The sequence below is a fragment of the Vibrio inusitatus genome, assembly GCA_024346935.1.
GTDB classification, from domain to species: domain Bacteria; phylum Pseudomonadota; class Gammaproteobacteria; order Enterobacterales; family Vibrionaceae; genus Vibrio; species Vibrio inusitatus.
The window spans coordinates 157,686-179,601 of the sequence record AP024879.1 but is presented as its reverse complement, the minus strand read 5'-3'; the positions used below and the strand labels follow the sequence as shown (position 1 = coordinate 179,601).

The window sequence follows — 21,916 nt, the reverse complement described above, 5'->3', positions numbered from 1 at the left end:
GTTATACCTCCCCCTTATCAAACGGCACTTTATACATCTGGGGCTTAGTGCCTAAAGTTACCTTGTCACGATAAACAGGCTTAGTCTTAATAGCTTGACTGATATTACTGTTAGGATCATTGAGATCACCAAACACTAATGCATTGGTTGGGCAGCTCTCTACACAAGCAGGTTGCTTACCTTCTGCAAGATTAGTATCACGACAGAAGTTACATTTATCAGCTGATTTAGTTTCTGGTTGGAAAAAGCGAACTTGGTAAGGACAGGCTGCTAAGCAATAGCCACAACCAACACACTTCTCTTTATGCACATCGACAATGCCTGTTGCTTCGTCTTTGTATGCCGCTCCTGTTGGGCACACATATACACACGGCGGGTTCTCACAATGCTGGCACGCATCCCGAGTAAACCGATATTCCACATCGGGAAATTCGCCAATAGGCTCAGAGCGTTCAATTTCTAAACGGCTAACGCCCTCGGGAACATTATTCACCTCGCGACATGCTTCGGTGCAAGCTGTGCACCCAATACAAGCATTTTCATCATGTAGCATGCCATATTTTATCTTCGTCTCATCTTCCTCACTGGCAAACGAACTTCGACTAGATAAAGCCGCAGTTGTACCAACGCCTGTGGTAAAGATGACTGCGCCTGCGCCAGCTATGAAGTTTCTTCTAGAACAACTCATATCACCTCCTACTCTTCGCGCTTGTGGTTGAAGTCTGAATGACAATCGACACACATACCAACGACAGCCTTATGATCATAGGACAACACCTTGGCATCAGTCCCGTGAACGGTATGGCAGTTCGAACATGTTAAGTTCTTGGCATGGACATCATGCGTCCAACTAGATTCACGCAAACTTTCAGGCGTATGACAATCCATACAAGTGCTGTTTGCTTTAAGAATCATTTCAGGAGATAACTGTTGCTTATCCGTCCCTAATTGCGACTGCGCATCAGAGTATTTGATGACGGTTGTTCCACCGTCGCGGTGATCTGGCCCGATATTACTATGACAGTCCGTACAATTGGCTTCTTTACCGATTGCATCGATGACATTCTGTCCATGAGATCCAGCTAAAGTGTGTTTAGAGTCTTTGTGGCATTGAGTACATTTGTAATCTTTGTCTCTTATTAACTCTACTTTAAAACGTTCTGATGTCGCTGAATCACTAGGGACACCATCATTGGCCAAAGCATTAATAGAATAACCAAATAGGCACAGTGCTAATAAAGCTTGGAGCAGTGTGGCTAAGGTCAATTTAATATTGCCCATCGTATCCTTCCCTTAAATCGAAATAGAATTTAGTCCAATTTATTTCGACCACTAATTAACAACTCTTAGCTCAAAAATAATTCAAGCCAAGTGCAATCAATTCTTATTTAGGATAAGCCACAACGCTTTACTCAATAATAATAGTGGCGAATGTGCTACATAACGAGTTTGTTAATAGAGATTAGTGACATAGATCGATTAAAACCAACAGAAGACTATAACGTAAGCTATTGAATTTTAATTAATAACTCATCTAATGAACTATTCTTTACATATGATTCTATCTTTGTGATCTACACCTACAGCTTAAATTGATCCAGATCAAGCTAGCTATTATTAACTAGGGTGAGCTCTTATTTTTCACTTACACTTATCCCGTTGTCTATAATGTTCCACCGTATAGGCTTCACCTCCAATTCTTTTTAGGAACCTGCCCCACAACGCAATTCATAAAATGAGAATATGGAGATAGCATTGTGAACAAACAGTGGAAACTAGGGTTTTTCGCGCCTATAGCTTTGTTAGGTCTTTTGACCTGCAGTGCTTTTGCGTCTGCCGAGGATGGAGTGCGCATTGATCCGCGCAATCAAGCATTCGAAGAAGCACATCCCGATCAGTACCATAGCTGGAAAGCTACCAGTGAAAGTGAAGAAATAGACGATGCGCTCGCAGGAGATCCAAATATGGTGATCATGTGGGCAGGCTATGGCTTTGCTAAAGATTACAACAAAGCTCGTGGGCATTTTTATGCCATTGACGATGTAAGACAAACCTTGCGTACTGGCGGGCCTACGGATGCTGAGTCTGGTCCTATGCCAATGGCGTGTTGGAGTTGTAAGAGCCCTGACGTTGCTCGTGTCATTGACGAGCGTGGAGAAGACGGATATTTTGAAGGTAAATGGGCTCGTCTTGGTGGTGAAATCGTAAACCCGATTGGCTGTTCTGACTGTCATGATACCGGTAGTGAAAAATTCAAAAATGGAGAGCCTGAGCTAGCCATTACTCGCCCTTATGTCGATCGCGCCATGCAAGCTATTGGTAAGCCTTTCGAAGAGCAATCTCGTCTAGACCAACAAGCTAGTGTTTGTGCGCAATGTCACGTTGAGTACTACTTTGTAAAAGACGCTAAAAATGCCGTTAAATTCCCTTGGGATATGGGCACAAGTGTTGGTGAAATGGAACTTTATTACGATGCCCTAGGTTTTGCGGACTGGACCCATGGCGTATCTAAAGCCCCAATGCTAAAAGCTCAGCACCCAGGCTACGAAACTTGGCGCGATGGTATTCACGGCAAGAACAACGTTGTGTGTGCTGACTGTCATATGCCTAAAGTCGAAAGAGAAGATGGCACAATTTATACCGATCATAAAATTGGTAATCCTTTTGACCGCTTCGAAGATACTTGTGCAAACTGTCACACTCAAAGCAAAGAGCAACTTCAAGGCATAGTTTCAACGCGTAAAGCGCAAGTGCTAAATATGAAACTCACCGCAGAGAAGCAAATTGTTGCTGCTCACTTTGAGGCGAAGGCCGCTTGGGATGCTGGGGCAACAGAGAAAGAAATGGAGCCAATCCTTCAAGACATACGTCATGCTCAATGGCGCTGGGATTACGCTATCGCATCACACGGAGTGCACATGCATGCTCCTGAGATTGCACTAGAAGTTCTAGGTACCGCTGTAGATAGAGCAGCAGACGCAAGAACCAAGACTATTCGCCTTCTTGCAAAAAAAGGAATTACAGAACCAGTACAAATCCCTGATATCTCAACCAAAGAGAAAGCACAAGCCGCTCTTGGCATGGATATGGACGCTATGAATGCAGAGAAAGAACACTTCTTAAAAACTGTTGTGCCAAAATGGGAAGAAGAAGCCAAAGCTCGTGAAGCAAAATATTAAGCTTTACTTAAGATAGGCTGACTACAATAACAACCTAACAGAGGCTCCGATGATTTCGGAGCCTCATTGTCATAGGAAAATCAATGCAGGGCACAGCGGCTATATTATCCAGCTTGGTCTTAATCACAGCGAGCATTCTGTATGCTGCGCTGCGTAAACAACTGTCAAATAAAGCCAGTCTGACCCTAGCCAGTTTGATGACTGTGGTTGTTTTTACTCTAGCATCGGGGGTTTGGCTTGTCCTAAAAGACGAGTTACCCTCACCTATTCTTGCCGTAGAGCCTCTCACCATTGAACAGGTGATGGAGAACAAGCAGCAACGTCTAACTGACAATCCTAACAATGCAAAGGTATGGTTCGAGCTTGGTCAGCTTTATATGGAGCAATATGAATTTGATTCCGCAACCACCTGCTTTGACTATGCAATAAGGCTTTCTAAAGCCCCTTATGCAGGGCAGTTTGCCGCCCTAGCCACTGCTCAGTATTATCAACACTCACAAACCATTACGTCTGATGTTCAGCGCTTATTAGATATTACTCTAGAGATGGACCCATTTAACGAGACAGCGCTGCAACTGATAGCTTCAGATCACTTCATGAGTGCTAGATACAAAGAAGCCATTACCCACTGGAACATGATTCTTGACTCCAATCGCTTGGGCGTTGATAGAGCTAAAATAATCAACAGCATCAACCAAGCAAAGTCCTTTATCCAATAACATTTCTCCCTTAGCGATTCAAAGATAGTCTGAAACCTAAGTTTTCCTTCCGATACACCTTCTCTTTAGCATTAACATGAGTAACTAAGGTCGCTTTTTTTTGTGGTTAGTCTAAAATCCTCGCCTTAAAATATATTGCTTGAGTTTTAGCACTCAAGATTTTTGCTAGACGTTAATTGAGGTAGTTAAAGTGCACGAAAAGTTACAGCCTAAATACGGTTTAGGTACTGCTGTGTCACTGGTCGTTGGTATCGTAGTTGGTATCGGCATCTTTTTTAAAGCAGGTCCTGTTCTAGAAGCCACTGGTGGAAATGGCACCTATGCTGTGATCGCTTGGGTTTTAGCAGCATTGCTGACGACCATTGCAGCCATTGTAATCTCAGAGATTGCATCAATGGGTTCTAAAACTGGCGGATTGATGTCGTTCAGTGAAACCGCTTGGGGTGAACGCTTTGGATTCTTCGTCGGTTGGGTACAAACCGTTCTTTATATCCCGCTCATTCTTGCTGTTATCCTTTATTACTCAGCGGTATTTACTTGTGCGTTTTTGCAGATCGAACCCACACTACCTGTGCTCGCAGGCCTTTCTGCACTGTATTTCGTGACTTTCGCTGCAGCTAACCTTTTGGCAGAATCTTTGGGCGGACTACTTCAGCGTATTGCGACATTAATTAAACTGATCCCGCTGCTGGCTATCGCGTTATTTGGTTTCTTCTACCAAGGGGAGGCAGTTACCGCTTCTGCTGACGCGATTGCTTCAGTAACTCAAGTTAGTTTTGCCGCTGCTATTGCCGCTGCCATGATTCCAGTTTTGTTTGCATTTGACGGCTGGATTTTTGTAACCACTATTGCGCACGAAATCAAAAATCCACAACGCAATCTACCTTTGGCTATGGTCGGCGGTCTGGCAATCATCGGTTTAGTCTACGTTATCTTTACGCTTGGGCTACTGTCGGTAGCTGATGGTGCCTCTTTTGCCAAGGGCGAAATGGGCGTGTCTGACGTAGCTAATCTGCTATTTGGTGAAAGCTTAGGGAGAACTCTCTCCTTCTTTATCGTGATTTCTGCTTTAGGTGGCTTTAACGGCTTGATGCTTTTAGGTATGCGTATGCCTTATTCTCTTGCCATGCGCCGCAACTTCATTGGCTCTCAAGCACTACTATCGGTTTCCACAAGAACCAACCTGCCGGTGCGTTCTGGATTAACCATGCTAGCGTTACTAGCGGTTTACATGCTGGTAGGCTTTGTTCTTGCGGGAACAGGTATTCACGATGGCATTTTTGATTTGTATGGCGACCTACCTATCGCGCTAATGTGGATTATCTATGCATTGCTATTTATCGGTGTTTGGCGTTTGCGTTCAACACAGCCTGATACGGAACGTCTTATTCGCGTCCCAGCCCTACCACTGTTTGTGATTCTGGCTATCGCAGGTACAGGCTATGCACTATATGGATTCGTTCCATCCAATATCACCTCATTCGTACTATCAGGTGTAATTGCATGTCTTGGATTGATCGTTTATGCAAAATCATCACCTAGAGTAAATTAACTACGTAGCTTCTTTAGCGAACATTTAAAGGAATCAGCTTTGCTGGTTCCTTTTTTTCAATGAGATAATAGCAATCGTGATAAATAAAAGATTAATCTAGCTGGTTAAAATACTCTTTACGACTAAAGCACAAAGCATTTCAGTATTGTTACAAGAATTATTTGTCGTACAAAATGGAATCTTAGTTTGCACATTCATTCTATTGTAATTTAACAGCTGTACTTTAAACTCTCTGTTGATTTTTTGCGCACATTTTTGAATAGGGTAACTAAATGTCAAACAAACTGGCTAATCCAGCACCACTGGGCCTAATGGGTTTCGGTATGACTACCGTTCTACTGAACATCCATAACGCGGGATTCTTTCCTATGGATTCAATGATCCTCGCTATGGGTATCTTCTACGGTGGCTTGAGCCAAGTGATTGTTGGCATTATGTGCTTTAAACGCGGTGATACTTTCGGTACCACTGCATTTACATCTTATGGCCTATTTTGGCTAACGCTTGTTGGCATTATTGTTATGCCATACATGGGCTTACCAGCAAGCCCTGCGGGCTTTATGGCTTGGTTCCTCGTTCTATGGGGCATATTCACAGGCTTTATGTTCATTGGTTCGCTTCGTTACCCACGCGCTAAGCAAGTAGTTTTCGGTTCACTTACCATACTATTCTTCCTACTTGCCGCTCACGACTTTACTGGAAACAGCACTATTGGCTTTATTGCTGGTATCGAAGGCATCTTCTGTGGCGCATCAGCAATCTACTTTGCAATGGCTCAAGTCCTCAATGCAGAGTACGGTCGTACTATCTTACCTGTTGGTAAACCAGCACTAGCAGCAAGTGCGCCTCAAGAAACCGCGACTGCGTAAATAAAAATACAATAAAAAACGCCACCTAGAGTTCTCTCTTAGGTGGCGTTTTTGTATCTGCTTTGTAACTTATAGCACTCTACCCATCATTTATACCAATCACACTAAGTAAGTGATCAGAAATAACGCAGGAAAAATGCTCGAGAACAAGGCAGAACTTTTCGATAAGTAGTTATTCTACAATCAAAAATTCTAACGCCGTTATCAAGCATTTTAACAAGTTAGAATGACCAGTTAATTAGTACGATTGGTATTACACCGTCCATATATTTAAAGAACGAGGGAGCAACAATTGAAGCTCTATAACAATGAGTAAATTTTGTTATGGCTGAAACATCGCGCAATACGCTACTATGGCTTAGTAGCGCTCAACAGGCTCTATGGTTTTTCGCAATATGGATCGTTAAAAAGTAATGGAAGACATAAATGAAGAAATTTAACTCTTATATCGCTATCACACTGGCTGTTTTTGCTCTTTCAGGGTGTGACAGCAACGAACAATCCTTGAAGGTAACAGCTAGCGCTTATACCTCTAGTGTTGGTGAAACTGACTCAACTCCAAATCTAGCCGCATGGGGAGATACTCTAAAGCCAGGCATGAAGTCTATCGCCGTTTCTCGCGATCTTATCGAAATGGGGCTGACCCACAATCAAGAAGTTACCATTGAAGGTTTGGATGGTACTTATTTGGTGCTAGACAAAATGAATAAGCGTTGGACCAAGAAGATTGATATCTATATGGGTAACGACGTCGCGAAAGCGAGAGAGTGGGGTAAAAAAGAGGTCATTATTCACTGGACAGTGGATGAAGAAAAGTAATTAACCCTATTCATGAGCGCTTAGTACGACTAAAAAACGTCAACTACATAAGTGAAAAATAAAAAAATGCCACCCAGAGGAGTCCGCTCGTAGGTGGCATTTTTATATCTGGTTTACAGCAATTGATTATTCATTTCTGCTTGTCGCATCGGCATTGAATCAATTTCTCTAAAAATTGCAGGCAAATCTAATTCGTCCAACTTCATTTTAATCCCTCCATCTTTTCCTATAAGTACCACATTCGATGAGGCGGTCGTGTTTTGCATTTGAAGTTGAATGTCATTTGATAGACGGACGTTAAGATTCGATATGACGTCACCTTCCGTCAGCAAAAACCAAGCTATGTGCCTTTCAGAAATTTCTGATGACATTGTGTTAAGTACATTTTGAAAGTCTATATCACTGTGCAATTGATTAATAAGAATGACTCTATAGTTCCATTTAAAATCAGAAAGTGAATTTATTTCTTTTCCGTTTTTCATTGAGGCCATCGTAAAGTTACTCAATACAATCATGGTGAACAAACTAATAAGTACTTTCATTGTGAAACCTATAAGGTTTATGGCTTGATCTCTTACGAACCTAAATCAGAGATCAAGTCATGCACGGCTTATTAAAGGATTACATTTCTGCTGCTTTTTTCTTAATTAAGAAGGCTTCGACCGCTTTCTTAGATTCAGGTCGCAAATTAGTGATTCCCTCATAAGGTACACCAAACGCTGGCGGGCTATCTGGGTACTTAGCTTTACGCTGAAAGTGGCGCTCTATTACACGAACAAACTCAGCACCACCCCACGCTCCAACTTCAGTTGATACAGGCCATTCTTCACGTGTATCTCGGAAAAGATCGTAGAATTTGGCCACCACAGGGTTTTCCCCAGGGCCTGGCACTTGCAACTTATATTGCTCGCGAACAACCGCTTTCAAAGACTTACCACTGTATATATATACGTAATCTCTACGACCATGAGAATCACCATTGAGCCATAAAGCCGTTTGGTCAATACCATCAATAATTCGATCACGAGGAATATAATCCGTCGCCTCAGCGATACGGGCCATCGTAGTATATAGATCGGAAACATGGACAATATCACCGGCAATGCTGTCTTCTTCAATCATCTTTGGCCAACGGACAAACGCGTCAACACGCACTCCGCCTTCAGTAACATCAGTTTTACCACCCTTAAACACCATAGGAGTATATCCACTACCCGGAGAATATTTGGTAAAGTGTCCATTGTCTCCCATGATGACAACGATAGTATTATCAGCAATCCCCAGAGTTTCCATTTCGCCCAGAATATCCCCAATCCACTGATCAAGTAGCTTCATCTTTTCAACGTAGGTACCACCATTAGGTGTCGTGTATTCGTCATACGCTAGACGAGGTGCTGATAGAGGATAAAGCGGCCAGTACTGCAAAAAGAATGGTTTGTCTTGCTTCGCTAATATACGCAAATGCTCAATGGCTTGATCTTGGTAGCGGTAGTTCATCTCCTTATATTTCTTCTCTGTCCAACGCTCCCCTGCTTCCATATGGACTTCTTGAGGTTTGCCACCTTTAACTGCTTCTAAAGCCGTGACCATAGCAGCAGGATCTGGCCTAAACCAATGGTCTAAGGTGTACCGGGAATCATAGTTTCGTTCACCAATACCAATAGAAACTTCTTCATTCGCTGCGTCGTCATTAAATATGGTCAATTGACCTTGTTGATGAACAGGAAAAGCGGCGTAGTCAAAGCCTTGATTATGAGGCTATGCTTCTTCTATATCTCCCATATGCCATTTGCCGATATGCGTTGTTGCATAACCCGCTTGAGACATAATTTCAGCTAGAGTCACTTCCTCTGCTGCAAGTCCAAATCCAGCAATATCAACCGCAGTATCACCCATACCGTTTCGCACAGGATGTCTTCCCGTCATCATTGCTACACGAGTTGGAGTACAAGACGGTTCAGTATACATACGAGCCATACGCATACCTTCATCTGCAAATTGATTGATATTGGGTGTTTTATAACCTCTGACCGCATTCAGTTCTGGAATGCCCACATCACCAAACCCAATATCATCAATAAGTATGTACAGGAAGTTGGGTGCCTTCCCACCATTAGATGCTTTAAACTCCGCGAGCTTTTTATCTAAATCCTTATCAGCTTTCGACCACTCTTCTTCGTGTTGAACTTTCAATATGTTGTACTGTGCATCCTGCACGATAGGTTTTGCCACCACTAGAGTTGGGATCGCTAAAGCCATCCCTATCAAACCGGTAGTAAATTGCTTTTGATATAACATCAAGTACTCCGTTACTTAGTAATATTATTGAGTTCAAATTCAACTCGAGTTTCGTTCTTAATTCATAGTCAGAAAGCTAACCTTTTAAAATACTTCCATGAGGGAACCAGTGGCTCCAAACCATCCAAGGCATCCCAGAGAAAAGTTTTGCTCTTGGTAATTTCTCACCCTCACATTCACCGTAGACACTGATTTCAGCGTTGGTCCAATCACGACTATGATCGACCCAAAAAGCGCCAACGGTTTGATAACTTTCAAAGTGGACAAATAATACTGATTTCCCGTTGATTTCAGTCTGAATTTTAGATGTTTCGCTAAAGCTCTCAGGATGTGCGGCGACAGCTTCATTTCCGTCCACGACCCCCCAAATTTTCACTGACGAATCTAGGCGCTTATCATTCATATTCAACGTAGGGAACAGAGGCTTGCCTGCATAATGATCTTTTAAAGCATTATCAAACAATTTGAGCGTCAGTTTGTCTAAAGCGTTGGGTTTGTAATCAAACACTTTCCCTTCCGGATAAAGAGCCTTAAATGCTCCCCAAGTCATCCTTTGCACGGGATACTGTTCTAATTCGGTTTTCGAATATTCCCCAGTCGCCGTTACTTGCTGATACAGCTCTCCTGTTTTTGTATCGGTAAAGATTAAATTATTATTAACTTGAGCGATGACCTTCAAATCCGTGTCTTTTCCATTAATATTCGGATTAAACGCCACAGGCAAATTGCTCAATGCGCAATAGCTCATTACGGTTTCTTTACCACCAACTTTGTCACCAACAATATGCGGGACTTGCATCGAATCACGAGGATAAGCCCTTGCATCACCGTCTATTTCAAGGACAAACACATCTGTATCATCCGCTAGACGAGATTCAGCTTCAGCCACACTCATGAACTTAGCCCCGTATTGTTGAGTACGGAGCCACATAATTGGAGCAAATATGTTTATGAAAAATAGACAAGCTACAACAGCTAATGCGTAAAGAGTTAAGCCAATAGGAGTGAACAGAGAATTACTCACCGCGGAAAATACAACCACTGCGGCTAGTATTGCAATTGCGATACTCAGCTTACGCTTATGTTTGAAATAGCCAAAGACCCAATCTCGAGGCAAATTGATAATTTGTCCTGCTTCGGTTAGTGCAACCGAGCCATAAGCTCCAATAAGTAAGCTTACCAATGCCAAAATGATTAAAAATACTTCCATTATTTATCCCTCTCATCCTTCCCTGATTAAGGTATTAGTTAATTTGCTACCGCTCTTTATTGAGCCAAAATATCTATAGAATAAAGTAAGTCAAAATCACGACAATTCGCAATATCTCATTAACAACAGTGACCTATTTCTTGTACCGCAGTGGATCATTAAAGTAGAAAATTAGAAACTGAGTACAAATCAACTTAACTATAGGCTATTCAACACCTTAGGTATTGCAATAAAGTATAACATTCACCTAGTCTCTAAAATAAGTTATGATTTCACTTTACATGGATGTTAACAAGTAGTGAATGGATAGATATGCAGATACAGAAACTAAAGAAAGGTATAGTGGGGTTTAGCCTAGCATTGCTCGGAATGACTTCTGTCGGAGCGGCTGACATCATCCACGATGCACAATTCAATGTTTTACAACGGCAACATGGTGAAACATGGAAAGCTGAAGATCAGGAAGTTGATCGTAAACTAGCCGAAATTCGCAAACAAAATGGTGATAAACGACCTAATATTGTTTACATTTTGGTTGATGATTTAAGCTACGGTCAGATGGGCAGCCGTAAAATGAATCATGTAATGGGTGTCAATACCGAGAACATTAACAAATTTGCCACCGAAGGGTTGGCACTAGAACGTATGTATACAGAGCCCTCGTGTACCCCAACTAGGGCTGCCATGATGACGGGCAGGCACCCAATCCGCAGCGGTTCAAGCGAAGTGAAAGTAACACTGGTTGGTGAAGGGCTGTCTAAAGACGAAGTGACTATTGCTGAAATTCTTTCACAGTCTGGTTATAACACTTCTCACATCGGCAAGTGGCACCAAGGTGATATAGAAGAATCTTACCCTCACAATCAAGGTTTTGATTTTGCCGCCTTCCCTGTACATCAACAAGTTCAGCTTGCGCTAATGACCAAAGAAGCAGCTCAAGCAAATAACCTTTTTGGCTGGGACCCAACCATTCAAAGCAATGATTTTGTTATTGATGATACGTTTAGACCCAACGGCATGGTGACGGGTTTAGAGGCCCATAAAGGAGCAACTGCGAAAGAGGTTGAAATGCCAGCCGGTCATCAATGGTCACAAGCTGACTACCATGAAATGAACGTACGATATCAAGCTCAAGCCATCGAGCAACTGCAGCAATTATCCAAATCAGACAAGCCTTTTTATCTCCAATACTGGCCACTTTATCCATTGAACTTTGTTCATGACCAAACTCCAAATAAGTCACTAAATGGTGGCTTTATGGCAGAAAAGCTTCAATTGCTGGACACTTGGTTTGGAGAATTTCTACAAGAGATGGAAACATTAGGCATCGCTGAGAATACAATCGTAATATTGATGGCTGATAACGGATTAATGTATCACTATGGCGGTCCATCTGGTCTGAGTCAGCTTATATACCGAGGGGGGAAAACCGATTTCCTAGAAGGCGGTATCCGCACAGATGCTTATATTCGTTGGCCAACAGCGATTGAAGCAAATACAGCCGCAGGTGATATCTTTCATGTCAGTGATTTATTTACAACACTAGCGACCATTGGACAAGCAACTGATTATATCCCTAGAGATCGAGTAATCGATGGTATCAACCAAACCCCCCTACTTCTTAAAGGAGAGTTTAGTGGACGTCGTGATTATGTCTACGTATACCAAGGAGACCGCCTAGCTGCAGTAGTGAAAGACGAATTTAAGATGCATATGCCAGTCCCAGGCATGCCCGGTGCAGCAGCACCTGTTTATAACGTCTATCGAGATCCTCGTGAAGAAAATCCTCATATTGGTATGGCGCTATGGTCCGGTGCTTCATTTCAAGACATGATAAAAAGACACCTAATGACCATTGAGAAATATCCCCATTTACCCCTTGGTAAAGGAGTCCCTTACTCTGGAATCGATAACTTGCGCCCAGAGACGAAGAAACTCATCGATGATTTTATTTCTTGGCACTAAATAACTATCAAAACTAAAAAAGCTCTACTCGTTTTCACTAGTAGAGCTTTTTGTTTTCTATTAACGTCATTCTACTTAAAGCTGGTTTAATTACGTTCACTCAGGTTTTTAATCACGATCTCTGAATCTTTTTGGGCATAAAACTCGACAAAAAACTGCGTATCATCGGTCATAAATTCCACTTTATGCCAATATTCAGGTGGAGATATCAAACACTCACCCGCATTGATTAAGGTTTCATTTTCCACATCACCTCGACGCTCGGTAAATCCAGTGAACTTTAGAGTTCCAGTCAGTACGTTAATTTTTCCGTACACTCCTGCTTTAGTATTGTGCTCAAACAAAAACATCTTTGGGATCTGTTCTTTTGAAAAGATGTCTGTTTTTTTGTAATTGATAAAATCATGAGGAATAGTCATTGCTTCACCCTTGTTGATAGTCAAATATGATATCCACTAACCATAGCAAGAATATCTAAATAGAGAACAACAACGATAGACTGAACTTCAAATGAACCTGCGTTTAAAATAGCCAGTCTCCACTACACAAACGGCCACTTCCCAATCTTTTGACCGTTTGTCAGTTACTAGGTTAAATCCAGCGTTTAATCTCTTAGATCTCGTTTATGCTTTGGCACATAATTTAGAACCGAAATAGGTACTTCTTTACGTGGTGCAAAACCTTCAATCTCACGCCTTTCAATCAAATGACCAAGGCGACTTTCAATCATGCACAGGTTCTTAAAGTTATCCTTGGATACAAAAGAAATAGCCTCACCACTCTTATCCGCACGCCCGGTACGCCCAATACGATGCACGTATTCATCCGCAGGATAAGGTAAGTCGTAGTTAATCACTCGTGGAAGCCCGTCAATATCAATACCACGTGCACCAATGCCAGTCGCAATCATGTACTGAATCTTACCGGCTTTGAAATCTTCAAGTAACTGAGCACGAACCTTTTGGTTGCGACCACTATGGAAAGGTTCAGCAGAAATACCACGCTTCTCAAGTTGCGCTGCAAGCTTGGCCGCACCGTGTTTGGTTTCAATAAATATCAGGGCTTGGTCCCATTGATACTCATTAATCATGTGAGCTAACAAAGAAGACTTTTTATCTTTATCTACCGTCACTAGCCACTGTGTAATATTCGATTTTGATGCACTGTGCTTAGCAATTGAGATCTCTACAGCGTCATTAATTGCACTCTTTGCTAGATCGCGAACAGGAGTTGATAACGTCGCCGAAAACAACAGATTTTGAATATCTTGTGGTAGGCGAGCAATGATCTTATTGATGTCTTCAATAAAGCCCATGTCCAACATGCGATCCGCTTCATCAAGAACCAAAACCTCAACCTCTTCGAAGTACACCGCTTTTTGACCATAGAGGTCAATCAAACGCCCAGGTGTTGAAACCAGTACGTCTACACCATCAATAAGGCCCTGCTTCTGCGGCTCATATTCTACCCCGCCATACATCGCCATAGAGGTGAGGTTAGTCTCCTCAGCATATTGCTTGATCTTTTCATCCACCTGAATCGCTAACTCACGTGTTGGCACCACGATCAATGCACGAATACGCTTCTTGCGCTGAGTTTCACCCTTACTCAACATCTCCAAAATTGGCAATACAAAGCCCGCCGTCTTACCCGTACCTGTTTGCGCGGCAGCAATCAGGTTCTTCCCTTCTAAAACAATCGGAATTGCTTTTTCTTGAATAGAAGTGGGCTTGTCGTAACCCACTTTATTGATGGCGTTGAGAAGAGGTGTGCTTAAACCAAGCTTGGAAAATGGCATAGATTACTCATTAGAAATAGATGGACAGCAATAGCATAGGCTATGGCTCGAAAACTTGCGGAATGGTATCACGCACAAACAAAAAAGCCACTCGTAAGAGTGGCTTGAATTAAGGCCTGTTGTGTTTAGAGGTTTACGCCGTCTGAACTTCTTTTGTTTGACAGATCATACGCCAGTTTTTTGGTAGCGTATTCACCTTGCCATTAACGTTAACGATAACGCTATGTTCAATCTCGCTGGATGATCGGCCAATCATAATGTCAAACTCACCGCCTTCAACAACCCGCTGATGCTTGGCATTGGTAAAGTTGAGCATATCTACGGGCAGACTAAAGGTAATGCGCTTGCTCTCCCCGGATTCCAACCATACTTTGTGGAAACCTTTTAACTCTTTAACCGGACGTACCACAGAGCAAAGCTTATCTCGACTATACAGCTGTACCACTTCAGCGCCGGCTCTCTCACCAGTGTTAGTGACAGTCACTGAGGCTTCAATCGTGCCATCAAATTCGACACTATTTTCAGCTAATAGAACATCTTTGTAATCGAACTGCGTATAGCTTAAACCAAAGCCAAAGTTGTACGCCGAACCAAAGTGATAAGCGATTGGAGTCCCTGCACTCTTTAGTTTGTGGTTATAGAAATACGGTACTGCGCCTACATTTTTAGGAATTGATAACGTCAATTTTCCGCTTGGATTAACTTCACCACTTAGGATATCGGCAATCGCATTTGCCCCCTCTTGGCCTGGTGCCCATCCATATAAAATGGCGCTTGCTTCGTCTTCAGCGCGACCTAATTGGTATGGTCTACCGCCCGTAACTAGAACGACTACCGGTTTACCTGTATCGAGCAAAGCATCAAGCAACTGTTGCTGCACACCGGGCAGCTCTAGACTATCAGTATCCGAGCCCTCGCCTATCGTTCCAGTTTGGAACAAGCCTGCCAAATCACCAACACACGCCACAATCACCTCGCTGCTCTTAGCTACTTCAACAGCAGCTTTGATCAATGAGGTATCTTTGCTAACTGGTGACGTTTGAGCTTGAGCGATCGCCATATTAACATCGCCTGGGAATACAGGTGCATTAGCTTTACGTTCAGTGAGGATTTCGCAGCCTTTTGCATACCCTACCGTCTCAAACGATTCGTTTAGGCTCTGAAGCAAGGTGTTTGAGTTCAGTTCTCCGCTATCTGTATCACTAAGGATAAGATGCACAGGGAAACTATAACCACCTAGTAATGCCAGAGGATCATTTGCCGTTGCTCCAATAACCGCGATACGCGTTTGCTTAGACAAAGGTAAAGTACCGTCATTTTTTAACAGTACTGCAGATTCACTCGCGATTTTATAGCTAAGCTCTGTGCTCTTATCATTGTGTAAGGGTTCACTTGGGGTCTCAGTGTAAGGATTTTCAAAAAGACCAAATTCAAACTTGGTTTTCAAGATTCGCTCTACGATTTCATTGATAGTATCAATGGTGATCAATCCAGCTTCTAACGCCTGAGTCAACCGATTGGAGCAAGCATCGTCTGGCAATTCAACATCGAGACCTGCGTTAAATGCAAGCGCTGCCGCTTCAGTGCTATCGGCAGCAACAGCGTGGTGAGCGGCAAGTAGATCGATACCACCGTAATCGGCGACAATTAGCCCATCAAAGCCCCATTGCTCACGTAACACCTCCGTAAGTAGATAATGAGAAGCATGGCACGGCTCACCATCAATATCATGGTATGCCGGCATGATTGAACCTGCATTACCTAACTTAACTGCCATTTCAAATGGCAGCATAAAGGTATCATTAAGCTCTTTAAAGCCTAGGTTAACCGGAGCGTGGTTACGTGCACCTTCACTCGCAGAGTGACCGACGTAATGTTTTAGGGTTGCGTACAAGTCTCTGTTTTCACCCTGCAAGCCCTTGACGTACTGGGTTGCCATAACCCCTACTAAATAGGGATCTTCACCTAAAGTTTCTTCGGTCCGCCCCCAGCGAACATCTCTAGATACATCCAATACTGGAGCAAGTCCTTGCTTTGCGCCAACGGCTCGCACCTGTCGTCCAATATCACTAGCTGCATCATAAATCAGCTCAGGATTCCAAGTATGCCCGTAGTTAAGTGAAGAGGGATACAAGGTTGCTTCTGAGCTCATCAAACCCACTAAACATTCTTCATGAGAGATTGCTGGAATGCCTAGGCGTGTCTCTTCCACGAGAAATTTCTGAAGTTCATTTAGTGCCTTAACGCCATCAGCAGGTGAAACGGTATGTGTTCCTAAAGGGCGGGTGATCTGTCCAATACCTTGCCCTAGCTTATCGCTAATCGTTCGTCCAGATTGGCTGTCACTCATTTCGAGCTCTCGCTCTTTGTGCTCACCTTCGGGATCGAGGATTAGCCACTGAGCGCCAAGTTGAGCAAATTTTTCTTCTATCGTCATTCTTGCCATTAAGTCGGCAACCCTTTCTTGGGTTGAGAACGATGCATTTTTGTATAGGGTCATCACGATACTCCGTTTAAACAATGCCATGGATTATCGTGATTAATGGTGGGAATTTCTGCTTGATGAAACGCAGTTATAAAATTGATAATTCAACTTACCAAATATATAAAATTTAAAGGTTATCTTGCAAAATAACTAACATACCTTTAGAGCTTTGCTTTCTCACTTTGCTGACGATATTGATTTGGTGTGGTACTTAGTTGCTTCAAAAATACCTGAGAAAGATAGCTCTGATTTGGATAGCCACATTGCTTGGCGATGGCATCAATACTGTCTTCGGTAGAGACGAGCAATTGCTTGGCTTTATCGAGCCTTTGTCTAGTAATGAACTGATGAGCTGTTTCTGCGTAGCTCTCTAAAAAACGACTGTCTAAGGTTTTTCGCGACACTCGACAATAATCCGTAACTTGCTTGATTTTAATGTTTCGATGGAAGTTATTTCGAATGAAACTTTCCGCCTTCACCAATACAGTATCGAGTTTTATCTCAGATTTCGTAGTACGACCGTGGATCAGCTCATAAGATGAAAATATCTCGTGATACGCTTTTTTATACCTCACTGACTTAAACAGAGTATCAATGCAGCACTTACCTAATTCCACAGGATTTAAGGCAACAGAGCTAAGCGGAATGGAAGACAACATTCGCTCAGTATCATCGTAGTCCGTACCTATGATAGAAACTTGCTCAGGAACGCTAACTGACTGACGATAACAAAAGTTGACTAGCTTTCTTGCCGAACGGTCTGAAGAACAATACACCCCCAACGGAAACACCTTATTAGCAATAGCTTGTTCAATATCACCTATGATGGCAAAACCACCTGTTTGAGCAGACTGAGCAAAACCCGCATGGCGCTCCAAACACCACTGCGCATTCCTATCTTGCTGACTGGAGTAGTAACCGACAGCTTGATAGCCACTGTTTTTAAAGCTTTGCAAAGCTGTATCAGCTAGGCCAAAATTATCTACGGTTACAGAAGAACATCTTGCAGGTACTTCTCCACCGTCATGATTTCTAAATACTAAGGTATGAATGCTAAGATCTTGAAGAGCATCGAGGACGTTGGGTTTATTAAGATCAGCGATAACGTAGTCCCACTTCTGGGAGCGTAGATAATCCGTATCTGTGTAGGACTCGAGATGAAGCTCAACCTTGAGGCTCAGTTCTTCTACCTTAGCCTGGATACCTTTGAGTACCTGTCGATCAAAGTAGATCATACTATCGAGTAACAACAACAGCTTTTTCACGTCAGGTTCTCAAGCATGTTCAACTCACTGCACATCAGTGCGAACTGTAAATAGACTGAGAATTATATCGAAACCTGGTTGTGATGAAAGTACCTGCGACGTTCCTTTGTCAGTCGCTCATCACAAATAGTGGCAAACAACGCTTAGTTTGCACTCTATTAAAGATTAGCTTAGTTCTAAAGTTTCCATGAACATCTCTTCTAAAACAGGCGCTTATCTTTCATAAGTACCCCATTAAACAAAAAAGCAGGCCCAAACTAATGAACACTGCCTTTTCAATCACACTGGTTTAGAACTAAGACTCGATAGTAAATGCCGAACTAAGTGCTGCCATGTTGGTGGTCGAGACGACTTCACCATCAACGATAAAAGTAATGTCTGATCCCATCTTTTCGCCCACTAACACAGATGACGTTCCATCAATATAGGTTACCGTCATCTCAATAGTGTTTTCATCAATTGAGCGAAGTTGACTCTCTTCAACCTGCTTATAACTGATGGGATCAATAGGTGCATCCGTTAATGAAGGGTCTAGATCACCATTGATATCAATATAAGTATCAACCTTGCTATCAAAGATGTGCGGAGTGCCATCATATGGGTTTTTACCAGTCCAAAACTCGATAGAGTTCACCACAAAGTAATCAGCTAAGGTGGTAAAGCCATAAACAGGTGCAAGCAAGAAGTTTACCCCACCACGAGCGTAACGGTTATCAACAACTTTAACGTTAAATTCCATCACTTTCTTAGTGACAAAATTGCTACCTACACAGCCAGACAATATAGGCGCACTAAGGGCAACAGCAACAACCAACAAAGGCTTCTTCATGGACTTCATATGAATATCAAACCCCACGATTAAAACAAGTAGCCAAAGTGGATGCCAACATACGAATCATCAAACTCATACATATTGAATGAAGCATTCACGTCAATAGAACCATTGGTCCAACCGATTTTGTTTTCAAATTCTGTGTCGTAACCTGCGTCTAGGTAATACGTAAAATCACCACGGTAGTAGAAATCGCCAAACGGAATAAGTACACCCGCTTCAAAATCGAAACTATCGTTATAGTCTCCCATAGAATAGTTCGCACCGATATTCCAAACACCAAAACTGGCATCAGAGACGTAATTACCACCAAAAGTCAGTTGGTCGTAGTCACCAGATACATTCCAAAGCGCATCAATCACAATATTCTCATTGATATTGTATTGACCAGTCAGTGCGATCATATCGCTATCACTGCTGTTTTCTCGACCAAGCCTGTCATTCCATGTGTAGTCTAGCGCTGTGTAAGTAACACCAATACTTGCTTTGTCAGTAATACCAAAGTCACCACCCACGGCATACCCATCAAAGTGGTCATGAGTGAAATAGTCTGCTTCAAGTTTAGTTTGAACATTACGAACGTCTTGTGCGTGATGGCCCTCAGTTTTAGATTGAGCAGTTTCAACTTCAGTTGTTTGCTCTTCATTTGCCTGAACAGATAAAGAAAGAAATAGAAGTGATGATAGTGTAATTACTTTTGTTTTCATGTTTAATCCAATTATTAATATGTATCATTCTTAATAGATACATGCCATGTAAACTCCATTTAATTAATTCGTACATCTTGTACTTATATAAAATAGAACCAACAGTCGTAAATAATGCTAACCTTTCGGTCATATTGATATATTTTCTGTTGGTTTATTTAAAAGAAGATAACTAATTACTTTACGTTATTAGTAATCGAATACCGCGCCTTTCAATGTGCTTCCTAGGCGGTAGTTAATAACCCTGTGTGCAATAGCGTTGTCACCGTAATGAAGCTCTGCAAAATCAACAATATCGTTGTAAGCAACAATCACTTCACCGTCTTGTTCAAACACTAATACCTTTTGTCCAAAAGCATCTAAACCGATACTTGAGAAGTCAGTCATCGCTTTAGCACCTGGCGCTGGACCACCAAACACCAATAATGTTGCTTTCGGCAATGTTTCTCCAAGCTCGGCTGCTTCTTGCTTATAATCCCAGTTCATAAACCAGACAGTATCGCCTTCAGCTAATACATCATGTTCGATCTGCTCAAGGGTATCTTCAAAGTCATATTGGGAAACGATTGTTTCAATGCCGAAGCCTTTACTCACTTCAGTAGATGGTACAGTTTGTGCTGACGGAATATGGTCTACTAATTCTTCAACCTCATCATCATACTGTTCAAGTACACGCTCATTGCTAAGACCGTGGCGTTTTGCTAAAAACTCAGCATCGGTGTACATTGTTTTTATCTGGTGGTCTTCAGCGTAACTCAATACACGTAATGGTAAGTCGAGACCCACTAATATATTTTCCTGCATTAATTCAGTATTAAGCGCATTATTGGCGTAGAAATCCACGCGGCTAGCATCCAAATACTCACCCTCTTTTTTGGCCAGGCGCGAGTGGTCAATCGTTAAGACATGTTCAAGGTGCTGTTTGGGAGCATTGTTCGACAGTACGTCCGCTCTAAGGTCTACATTAGCCAAATCTAATTTGTGCTGTTTTAAGTCTGTAGGTGTGCCACATCCTATTAAAGGGATAGCAAGTAATGCGATCAATGGTAATTTTTTCATAAACAGTATCTCTTAATAATAAATTTGATATTGATATCCGTAAATTAATTGAATTCCATTTCGATTAGCGATTATTTAATATGGTATTGCTCAATAAAATCTTCAAAAACTGAATCGGCTTTAGAATAATTCCCATCGTTAAATTCAACCAAATAACGATATAAAGCTCTTTCATGCTCCACCATATAGTTCATCTCTTTTTCATATACAGGCGGACTAATGCTCGCAATATCTTCAAGTTGAACGACAAATCGACGTGCACTACCTTCAAGATACTGGAAACCTAAAGAAGGCATCACCTTTAGCACCCAAGTGACAGTAGTAGCAAATGCCTTGTCACCACAACCAATCCTAGTGTCAACACCAAACTGTTCTCGTACAGGATTCATTACGAGGCTATTGTGATTTTCAATTCGGTTGAGCAGGGCAATACTTTCACTTTTCATCTCACCCGATGGATTTTGCTCCAACTCAGTAAATACCTGCCGAGCTAACTTTCTAAACATCAACTCGTAACTGAGACCTTTCGTAAACGCCTTGGTCTCTTGTACACTCAATTCCAACACTCTTGCTTCCTCACTCATTGCAGAAAACGGGGATAACATCGCCAAAAATATCAGTAATAATTTAAGACTGGATCTACACTTCTGTAAGGAAATCATCAACTGGCTTCTCACCCAACCAAATATTCAATAGTGCCTGTTTTTGGCCACCTGCATCTGAAAATTGATAGATCACTCTCTGATTATGTTGAATTTGGATCTGATTACCGCGTTCAATAATGACAACGGTGTCATCTCGAGATAGAGAAATTGAAAGCTGATCTATCAAACCATCAATGATAACGTCACTGGTATTAATGCCAGGGTTGCTCTTCTCTAAAGCCTCAACAAAAGCAGTGCCTACCTTCTTCTGAGTTAATTGCTCAGGTAGGAAGGTAAGTATCAAGGCAGTATTACCTTCCTCATCCTTCTTATAAGTCATAGTGTAATAATCAACGAACCAAGTTGTGCGAGTTCCAAACGCGATGTCTTGATAATCAGAATAACTCCAAGCTGACTCTGAGTTGTCGCTAGCAAAACGCATATTGTTTTCAGCGAATACAGGCAATGACAAAGATACAATGCAAAGTAAAAGTAAAGATTTAGTATTCATATAC

The 21,916-nt window shown here is 42.1% G+C and carries 21 protein-coding genes; 6 read left to right on the top strand and 15 right to left on the bottom strand.

The annotated features are described in order from the left end of the window. Position 1: 1 nt before the first annotated feature. Both nrfC and nrfB read right to left on the bottom strand, forming a co-directional pair. A complete protein-coding gene (nrfC, locus tag OCU48_RS14055) occupies positions 2–688 on the bottom strand; it encodes a cytochrome c nitrite reductase Fe-S protein (protein WP_141347105.1) in 687 nt (228 codons plus the stop codon). Between the two features lie 8 nt (positions 689–696). Further along, the gene (gene nrfB, locus OCU48_RS14050; RefSeq protein WP_141347106.1) at positions 697–1,281 is read right to left on the bottom strand and encodes a cytochrome c nitrite reductase pentaheme subunit; all 585 of its coding nucleotides are present in this window, start codon (positions 1,279–1,281) and stop codon (positions 697–699) included. A gap of 512 nt (positions 1,282–1,793) precedes the next feature. Here nrfB and nrfA point away from each other — a divergent pair. The 5 genes from nrfA (at position 1,794) to OCU48_RS14025 (ending at position 7,138) form a co-directional block, all read left to right on the top strand. After that, entirely contained in the window at positions 1,794–3,179 is a 1,386-nt protein-coding gene (nrfA, locus tag OCU48_RS14045; protein WP_371859136.1) for an ammonia-forming nitrite reductase cytochrome c552 subunit, read from the top strand. Positions 3,180–3,262: 83 nt separating this feature from the next. Then, complete coding sequence (locus tag OCU48_RS14040; protein WP_141347108.1) at positions 3,263–3,898, top strand: TPR domain-containing protein; 636 nt, start codon at positions 3,263–3,265, stop codon at positions 3,896–3,898. 190 nt (positions 3,899–4,088) lie between these two features. Beyond that, entirely contained in the window at positions 4,089–5,450 is a 1,362-nt protein-coding gene (locus tag OCU48_RS14035) for an APC family permease (RefSeq protein ID WP_141347109.1), read from the top strand. A 272-nt stretch (positions 5,451–5,722) separates the two neighbouring features. Then, positions 5,723–6,319: an acetate uptake transporter gene (locus OCU48_RS14030; protein ID WP_141347110.1), complete on the top strand. Its 597-nt coding sequence runs from the start codon at positions 5,723–5,725 to the stop codon at positions 6,317–6,319. Positions 6,320–6,745: 426 nt separating this feature from the next. Further along, positions 6,746–7,138, top strand: a complete 393-nt coding sequence (locus OCU48_RS14025; RefSeq protein ID WP_141347111.1) for a 3D domain-containing protein — start codon at positions 6,746–6,748, stop codon at positions 7,136–7,138. A gap of 113 nt (positions 7,139–7,251) precedes the next feature. Here the strand turns inward: OCU48_RS14025 and OCU48_RS14020 are convergent, their stop codons facing one another. From OCU48_RS14020 to OCU48_RS14005, 4 genes are all read right to left on the bottom strand, one after another. Beyond that, the gene (locus tag OCU48_RS14020; protein WP_141347112.1) at positions 7,252–7,680 is read right to left on the bottom strand and encodes a DUF4174 domain-containing protein; all 429 of its coding nucleotides are present in this window, start codon (positions 7,678–7,680) and stop codon (positions 7,252–7,254) included. 79 nt (positions 7,681–7,759) lie between these two features. Continuing rightward, positions 7,760–8,842, bottom strand: a complete 1,083-nt coding sequence (locus OCU48_RS14015) for a sulfatase-like hydrolase/transferase (protein ID WP_208727224.1) — start codon at positions 8,840–8,842, stop codon at positions 7,760–7,762. Positions 8,843–8,896: 54 nt separating this feature from the next. Next, positions 8,897–9,436, bottom strand: coding sequence for a sulfatase-like hydrolase/transferase (locus tag OCU48_RS14010; protein ID WP_208727226.1), 540 nt, complete (start codon positions 9,434–9,436; stop codon positions 8,897–8,899). Between the two features lie 76 nt (positions 9,437–9,512). Then, positions 9,513–10,646 carry a DUF3179 domain-containing (seleno)protein gene (locus tag OCU48_RS14005; RefSeq protein WP_141347113.1) on the bottom strand — a complete coding sequence of 378 codons (1,134 nt, stop codon included), beginning with the start codon at positions 10,644–10,646 and terminating at the stop codon, positions 9,513–9,515. Positions 10,647–10,958: 312 nt separating this feature from the next. Here OCU48_RS14005 and OCU48_RS14000 point away from each other — a divergent pair, with 312 nt between their 5' ends. Beyond that, entirely contained in the window at positions 10,959–12,611 is a 1,653-nt protein-coding gene (locus OCU48_RS14000) for a sulfatase-like hydrolase/transferase (RefSeq protein ID WP_141347114.1), read from the top strand. Between the two features lie 86 nt (positions 12,612–12,697). Here the strand turns inward: OCU48_RS14000 and OCU48_RS13995 are convergent, their stop codons facing one another. From OCU48_RS13995 to OCU48_RS13955, 9 genes are all read right to left on the bottom strand, one after another. Next, positions 12,698–13,030, bottom strand: a complete 333-nt coding sequence (locus OCU48_RS13995) for a TehB family protein (RefSeq protein WP_141347115.1) — start codon at positions 13,028–13,030, stop codon at positions 12,698–12,700. A gap of 185 nt (positions 13,031–13,215) precedes the next feature. Further along, positions 13,216–14,409: a DEAD/DEAH box helicase gene (locus OCU48_RS13990; protein WP_141347116.1), complete on the bottom strand. Its 1,194-nt coding sequence runs from the start codon at positions 14,407–14,409 to the stop codon at positions 13,216–13,218. 133 nt (positions 14,410–14,542) lie between these two features. Further along, entirely contained in the window at positions 14,543–16,909 is a 2,367-nt protein-coding gene (locus tag OCU48_RS13985; RefSeq protein WP_141347117.1) for a glycoside hydrolase family 3 N-terminal domain-containing protein, read from the bottom strand. A gap of 146 nt (positions 16,910–17,055) precedes the next feature. Further along, complete coding sequence (locus OCU48_RS13980; RefSeq protein WP_141347118.1) at positions 17,056–18,159, bottom strand: helix-turn-helix domain-containing protein; 1,104 nt, start codon at positions 18,157–18,159, stop codon at positions 17,056–17,058. A 295-nt stretch (positions 18,160–18,454) separates the two neighbouring features. After that, entirely contained in the window at positions 18,455–18,988 is a 534-nt protein-coding gene (locus OCU48_RS13975; protein WP_141347119.1) for a DUF3332 family protein, read from the bottom strand. A 29-nt stretch (positions 18,989–19,017) separates the two neighbouring features. After that, on the bottom strand, positions 19,018–19,698 hold the full coding sequence (locus tag OCU48_RS13970; RefSeq protein ID WP_141347120.1) for a hypothetical protein: 681 nt from the start codon (positions 19,696–19,698) through the stop codon (positions 19,018–19,020). 189 nt (positions 19,699–19,887) lie between these two features. Continuing rightward, positions 19,888–20,757, bottom strand: coding sequence for a DUF302 domain-containing protein (locus OCU48_RS13965; RefSeq protein WP_141347121.1), 870 nt, complete (start codon positions 20,755–20,757; stop codon positions 19,888–19,890). Positions 20,758–20,828: 71 nt separating this feature from the next. Continuing rightward, a complete protein-coding gene (locus OCU48_RS13960) occupies positions 20,829–21,323 on the bottom strand; it encodes a hypothetical protein (RefSeq protein WP_244312384.1) in 495 nt (164 codons plus the stop codon). A gap of 73 nt (positions 21,324–21,396) precedes the next feature. Further along, positions 21,397–21,912 carry a chalcone isomerase family protein gene (locus OCU48_RS13955; protein WP_141347123.1) on the bottom strand — a complete coding sequence of 172 codons (516 nt, stop codon included), beginning with the start codon at positions 21,910–21,912 and terminating at the stop codon, positions 21,397–21,399. Positions 21,913–21,916: the final 4 nt, after the last annotated feature.